Genomic DNA, 5104 nt, shown 5'->3' with positions numbered 1-5104 from the left:
CGGTGGCGGGCACGCGGCTGACGGTGTTCCGCGCGGGCGGCTACCTCGAGCTGCGTGCCGCGGCCCGCGATTGACGTGGGTCAAATCGCGGCGCCGCAGTGCACCGAACAATGGATCCGCTCGATGACCCTTGCGCTGGAGACCGCATGGCGCTGCCCACCCAGACCCACCTCGAAGCCGCGCGCGGCGGCACACCCGCCTGCACGCGGCGTCGCTTCATCCGGCTGGTGCCGGTGGGCGCCGCGCTGTGGTTCCCGGCGGCGCACGCCAAGCCGAAGCCGGTGCCGCCACCGGACCCGTCGACCTTCCCGCACCTGGACGAGCGCGATCCCCACGCGAAGGCGGTGGGCTACGTCGAGGACGCGGCGCGCGTCGACCGCCGGGTCTATCCGAAGTTCACCGCCGGCAGCACCTGCGACAACTGCGCGCTGTACCGCGTGCCGGCCCAGGCCTGGTCGGAGTGCACCCTGTTCCCGCGCAAGCTGGTGGCGGCCAAGGGCTGGTGCGACGCCTACGTGCGGCGCGCGGCACCGTGACCTGCCGTGGGCGCCTGTCGGGGCGCCGGGTCGGCGACCCGCACGAGCCACTCGTGCATGAGCTGCTTCTCGCCCGCGGTGAGTCCCGGCAGGTCGGCCAGGTGCGCACGCAGCGTCGAGACCGCCGCAGCCACGCCGGAGTCTTTCACCGGGGCGTCCTTCAGGATGGCGCCCAGGACCGCGTCGCGGGCCGCCTCGGCCATGCCGCGACGCGCCTCGGGGGCCCTGCCGAGCATCTCGAGCACCGTGCCCTTTGCCATCGCGTGGCAGAGGTCGACCGCGCGCTCTTCACTCACCGTCAGCCGGCCGGCCAGGGCGATCGCATGAATCCTGTCGCGCAGCACCGCCAGCCCCGCCACCGCGGCCTTCGACGTGCGACCGGGCCGGCCGTAGATCAGCACGAAGACCTCGGGGTTCTCCAGCCCGAATGACGTGTAGCCCATGAAGCCCTTGCGGAGCGACTCGACGGGGTCCACGCCGGACTTGTCGGCTCGCTTCCTGGCGACGAAGTCGGCCAGCGCCTGTTCCGCAACGGCGTCGAGCAGGCCCTCCTTGTCGCCGAAGAGCCGGTAGATCGCCGGCGCCTGCACGTCTGCCGCCGCGGCAACGGCACGCGTGGTCACGGCGTCGCCGCCGCCCTCGGCCAGCAGTTGAATGGCGGCGGCAACGATGCGTGTGCGGGATTCATCCTTCACGCGACCGCCCCAATGCGCTGGAACAACTCGAACAGGTTCCCCCACGGGTCGGTGAAGAAGGCGATGCGGTGACTGATGGGCGGAACGTCGAAGGGGTCCCGCACGATGTTCACGCCACGGCGGCGCAGCGCTTCGACGGTGTCGTCGGCGTTGTCGACTCGCAGGCAGACGTGATCCCAGCCGGCCACCCTGACATCGCCCCGCGACGGACGCGGCAAGGACTCCTGCCCTCCGAGCAACTCGATCCAGAAGTCGTCGTGAACCGCAGGCGCCAGGTAGACGAACCTGCGCTCGCCAAGCGCCATCGAGTGCATCACGCGAAAGTCGAGGGTGCTCGTGTACCAGGCGATGGCCGCATCGATGTCGTCGACGCGGATGCCCACGTGGTCCGGTCGGAACGACGTGAAGGGACTCGCGGTCTTCGCGGCAGGAGCGACGAAAGGCAGCGGCATCTGGATCTCCTGGGCGTGAGGCCCGATATCAGTGGTATCAATTCATTGATATCAACGATAACACAGATGCCCGCAACGGAACCCAGGATGTCGCGCTCACCGGAGCTTGACGACGACCTTGCCCTTCGCGCGGCCCGCTTCGACATACGCCATCGCCTCGTTGGTCGATTCGAACGGGAAGACCCGGTCCACCACCGGCTGGATGACGCCGGCATCGAAGAGCCGCGTGATCTCGCGCAACTGGCTCCCGTTCGCTCTCATGAAGAGGAACGAGTAGCCGACCCCACGGCGCTTCGCCTGTCGCCGCACGCCCGAGCTCAGCAGCCGCATGGCCAGCTTCACGAACCAGGGTGCCCCGATCTCCGTGCCGAAATCGGGATCGGGCGGCCCGGAGATGGAGACGAGCTTCCCGCCGGCCTTGAGCACGCGGAGGGACTTTGCGAGCGTCTTGCCGTCCTGGCTGTTCAGCACCACGTCGCAGTCGCRCAGGACATCCTCGAAGTCCTGGTTCCGGTAGTCGATGACGATGTCGGCGCCCAGGCGTTTCACGAGATCCACATTGGCCGAGCTCGTCGTCGTGGCCACGGTGGCGCCGAGATGCCTGGCCAGTTGAATGGCCACGGTGCCGACGCCGCCGGAGCCGGCCTGGATGAAGACCTTCTGCCCCTTCTTCAAGCCGGCCTTCACGACCAGGGCCTGCCACGCCGTCAAGGCCACCAGCGGGATGGAAGCAGCTTCTTCCATCGTGAGCCCTCGCGGCTTGAGCGCCAGCGAAGCTTCCTTGACGGGCACGAATTCAGCGAAGCTGCCGATCCGGAAGTCGTCCGGCCGCGCACAGACCTCATCACCGACCTTGAACTGCCGCACGCGCGGGCCGATCCTGACGACCACCCCGGCCACGTCGTGGCCGAGGATGAGCGGCAGGCGATACGGCAGGATGAGCTTGAACTCGCCGTCCCTGATCTTGGAGTCCAGCAGGTTCACGCCGGCGGCATGGACCTGGACCAGGACCTCGTCGTCGCGCAGCTCCGGAATCGGCACCTCTGCCAGTTCCAATGCGCCCTTCTTGCCGTATCGATGGAGAACGAATGCTTTCATGGTTCTCACGCCGCGAGACGCAGGTTCTTGCGAATGCCGGCGTCCACCATGCCGGCCGGTGCGAAGGTGCGAAGCAACTGCAGGAAGCCGGCGCGGCCGCCGGCCGTGTAGCGCAGCTTCGGGTGGGCCGCGATCGACGCTTTCAGCACGGTCTCGGCCACCACCGCCGGCTCGTCTGCCTCGTCGATCAGCTCGGTCAGCCGCTTGCCGACGGCCGCGCGAACGTCGCGGTACTCGTCGAGCTTGGCGTCGGGTTCGAGCAGGTTCGCCTCGAACTGCGTCCTGGTATTCGCGGGCTCGACCACCGAGACCCGCACGCCCATCGTGCGAAGCTCATGGTCGAGCGATTCCGAATAGCCTTCGACCGCGTGCTTGGTGGCGGCATAGAGCGCCATGTAGGGCGCCGGCAGGAAGCCGAAGATGGAGCCGATGTTGACGATGCGACCGCTGCGTTGGCGCCGCATGTGAGGCACGACGGCGCGGGTCATCCGGGCAATCCCGAAGAAGTTCGTCTCGAAGATCGACCGGGCCTGCGCCATCGAACTCTCTTCCGCGCCGGCCGGGGCCGTGCTGAACCCCGCGTTGTTCACGAGCACGTCGATGCGGCCCTCCCTGCGCAGCACCTGCGCCACGGCGGCCTCGACGGATTCGTCGCTGGTCACGTCCAGCGACAGCATCTCGAAGGACTGCGGGTCTGCGTGGGCGCCGCGCCGGCTGGTGCCGTAGACCTTGAAACCCGCCGTCGACAGCCGCTCGGCGGTGGCCTTGCCAATGCCCGAGGAAGCACCCGTCACGAGCGCCGTCCTGCCATTCATGTCCATGGTGTTTCCTTGCTATGCTGCGAGCGTTAGAAGACTGATGGTCTCCAATGTAGCAGACCATCGGTCTCTTGCGCAAGCCCCTTCCCGTGCAAATCCCTGCCAGCGACGATCTCGATGAGCCCTCCCTCCCCGTACCTGCGCGCGCGCTCCCCCGAACAGAAGGAGGAGCGCCGCCGCCACCTGCTCGACACCGCGAAGGCGCTGCTGCTGGACATGCCGGACGTGCATGACCTGGGCATCAACGAACTGGCGCGGCGCGCCGGGATGACCAAGTCGAACGTCTACCGGTACTTCGAGAGCAGCGAAGCCGTCTTGCTGGATGTGCTGGTCGAGGAGTTCGTCGTGTGGCGTGCCGAACTGCGCAAAGCGCTGGGGCGGGACCGCAAGCGCGCAGGAACCGTCGAGCACATCGCGCGGGCGTTCGCGGCCACCGTGGCGGCGCGCCCGCTGCTGTGCCGGCTCACCAGCATCTTCCCGTCGATCCTCGAGCACAACATTTCCGCCGGGCGCATGGTCGAGTTCAAGCATGGCCTGCTGGCCGTGCGCAAGGAGACCGCGCTCGACTTTCACGCCTGTGTGCCGTCGATCGCGGCAGCCAGCTTCGAGCGTTGCATCCACCTGGCCCTGCCGCTGCTCATCGGGCTCTGGCCGCTCAGCCACCCGGCCCAGGTCGCGGCCGAAGTGATCGAGCTGCCCGAGCTGGCGGCCTTGCGCTATCGCTTCCAGCAGGATCTGGAAGCGGCCCTGCTGATGCTGTTGCGCAGCCTGCCGAGCGAGCAGCTGGCGGGCGGCGGGTCTCAGCGAGACTTGCGCGCCGCGTCCTGAGCGGCTCGCTCGATCACGGCAGCGACCGCCTTCGGCTGCGTCATGAAGACCGCGTGGCTGGCTTTCACCTCGGTCACGGTGGCATCGATCCGCTTGGCCATCTTGTGCAGCATCCGCACGTCGAAGGCCTTGTCGTCGGTCGCGATGACAGCCCAGCTCGGCCGGGTCCGCCACGCAGCCTGCGTGAGCTTGGTGCCGAACACCGACATGTTGATCGGCACCTGCGAGTCCCGCAGGAACGCGACGTCCGCATCGGTGGCATCGCCAGCGAACCCGATCTTGAACTTGTCACGGTTGACGAAGCCGTACCCGTCGGCCTGGACGTCGATGACGAAATCGGGGGCCGAGAACCCGGTGTACTGCTCGCTCGTCGTCTCACCGGCGTCGGGCGACAGCGCCGACACGTAGACGAGGCCGACGACCTTCGGGTCGACACCGGCCTCGGTGATCACGGTGCCGCCCCAGGAGTGGCCGACGAGGATCGTCGGACCGTTCTGGAGTGCCAACGCGCGCTTGGTTGCGGCCACATCGTCGGCCAGCGAGGTCAGCGGATTCTGGACGATGGTGACCTGATRGCCGCGCTTGGTCAGTTCGTTGTAGACGCCACGCCAGCCCGAGCCATCTGCGAAGGCGCCATGCACCAGCACGACGTTCCTGACCTGGGGAGACTGTGCGTT

General features: G+C 67.8%; 7 protein-coding genes. 2 read left to right on the top strand and 5 right to left on the bottom strand.

Translation table 11 applies throughout. From position 1 onward, the window contains the following. Positions 1-146: 146 nt before the first annotated feature. Complete coding sequence (locus AC1D12_RS24270; RefSeq protein WP_477827273.1) at positions 147-536, top strand: high-potential iron-sulfur protein; 390 nt, start codon at positions 147-149, stop codon at positions 534-536. On the opposite strand, the gene AC1D12_RS24265 is transcribed toward AC1D12_RS24270, so the two are convergent. The 4 genes from AC1D12_RS24265 to AC1D12_RS24250 form a co-directional block, all read right to left on the bottom strand. Continuing rightward, the gene (locus AC1D12_RS24265) at positions 512-1231 is read right to left on the bottom strand and encodes a TetR/AcrR family transcriptional regulator (RefSeq protein WP_477827272.1); all 720 of its coding nucleotides are present in this window, start codon (positions 1229-1231) and stop codon (positions 512-514) included. The genes AC1D12_RS24270 and AC1D12_RS24265 overlap by 25 nt on opposite strands. Next, positions 1228-1683, bottom strand: coding sequence for a VOC family protein (locus tag AC1D12_RS24260; protein ID WP_477827271.1), 456 nt, complete (start codon positions 1681-1683; stop codon positions 1228-1230). Before AC1D12_RS24260 ends, AC1D12_RS24265 begins: the two co-directional genes overlap by 4 nt. A gap of 96 nt (positions 1684-1779) precedes the next feature. Continuing rightward, entirely contained in the window at positions 1780-2781 is a 1002-nt protein-coding gene (locus tag AC1D12_RS24255; RefSeq protein WP_477843374.1) for an NADP-dependent oxidoreductase, read from the bottom strand. A 5-nt stretch (positions 2782-2786) separates the two neighbouring features. Beyond that, positions 2787-3596: an oxidoreductase gene (locus tag AC1D12_RS24250; protein WP_477827274.1), complete on the bottom strand. Its 810-nt coding sequence runs from the start codon at positions 3594-3596 to the stop codon at positions 2787-2789. A 120-nt stretch (positions 3597-3716) separates the two neighbouring features. On the opposite strand from AC1D12_RS24250, the gene AC1D12_RS24245 reads away from it, so the two are divergent. Then, a complete protein-coding gene (locus tag AC1D12_RS24245) occupies positions 3717-4427 on the top strand; it encodes a TetR/AcrR family transcriptional regulator (RefSeq protein ID WP_477843372.1) in 711 nt (236 codons plus the stop codon). On the opposite strand, the gene AC1D12_RS24240 is transcribed toward AC1D12_RS24245, so the two are convergent. Next, the coding region (locus AC1D12_RS24240; protein ID WP_477843370.1) for an alpha/beta fold hydrolase at positions 4400-5104 on the bottom strand (705 nt) is incomplete at its 5' end. The two genes, AC1D12_RS24245 and AC1D12_RS24240, sit on opposite strands and share 28 nt — an antisense overlap.

The organism is Rhizobacter sp. P1_G5 (assembly GCF_056405435.1).
This window is presented reverse-complemented; position numbering and strand designations above follow the sequence as displayed.

Excerpts from the sequence above, each read along its gene's own strand:
- AC1D12_RS24260 (WP_477827271.1), bottom strand. The coding sequence starts at position 1,683 with ATGCCGCTGCCTTTCGTCGCTCCTGCCGCGAAGACCGCGAGTCCCTTC.
- AC1D12_RS24245 (WP_477843372.1), top strand. The coding sequence starts at position 3,717 with ATGAGCCCTCCCTCCCCGTACCTGCGCGCGCGCTCCCCCGAACAGAAG.
- AC1D12_RS24270 (WP_477827273.1), top strand. The coding sequence starts at position 147 with ATGGCGCTGCCCACCCAGACCCACCTCGAAGCCGCGCGCGGCGGCACA.
- AC1D12_RS24250 (WP_477827274.1), bottom strand. The coding sequence starts at position 3,596 with ATGAATGGCAGGACGGCGCTCGTGACGGGTGCTTCCTCGGGCATTGGC.